This is a genomic window from Nonomuraea sp. bgisy101 (assembly GCF_057708945.1).
The window spans coordinates 1-699 of record NZ_JBYITD010000118.1; the positions used below are offsets into that span (position 1 = coordinate 1).

Annotated in this window: 1 protein-coding gene; it reads right to left on the minus strand. The window is 69.0% G+C overall.

The genetic code is table 11. From position 1 onward, the window contains the following. Positions 1 to 674, minus strand: a 674-nt coding sequence (locus AC3EO4_RS55690; protein WP_431904995.1) for a cytochrome b, incomplete at its 3' end; no start/stop codon positions are given. Positions 675 to 699 lie beyond the last annotated feature (25 nt).

Below are 699 nucleotides of genomic sequence, written 5' to 3' on the forward strand. Positions count from 1 at the left end.
GCCACCAGCGTGCGGGCCGCGGGACGTCCTGCCAGCGCGCCGGGGAAGCGGGTGTGGCCGTGCCGGCGGACCAGCCGGGCGCGGACGGCCAGCAGGCCCGCCACGAGCAGCGGCAGCACCAGCACGTGTGCCCAGTACAGCCGGGGCACGATGTCCTGGCCGGGGAACGCTCCGCCGAACAGCAGCTGGTGGAGGTAGGTCCCGACGACGGGAATCGACAGCACGATGCTGTTGATCAGCCAGAGGCTGCCGCCCGACAGCAGGTCGTCCGGGAGGATCTTGCCGGTCTCGCCCGCGGCCATGGCGAGCGCCAGCAGCGTCACCCAGATCATCCACTGCGAGCGCCGGGGGCGGCGGAACGCGCCGGTGAGAAACATGCGCAGGAGCTGCAGCACGATGGCGGCGGCGAAGATCAGCGCCGCCCAGTGGTGCACTTGGCGGATGAACAGGCCGCCTGTGACGTCGAAGCTGATGCGCATGACGGAGTCGAAGGCCGCGCTCACCTGAACCCCGCGCAGCGGGGTGTAACCGCCGTCGTAGGTGACCTGTGACATGTCCGGATCGAAGAACAGCATGAGGAACAGCCCCGTCACGGTCAGGACCACGAAGGAGTAGATCGCGATCTCCCCGAACAAGAACGACCAGTGGCTGGCCCCGAACAACTGCCGCCGCATGGGTGACACGCGCATTCCGCCTCCA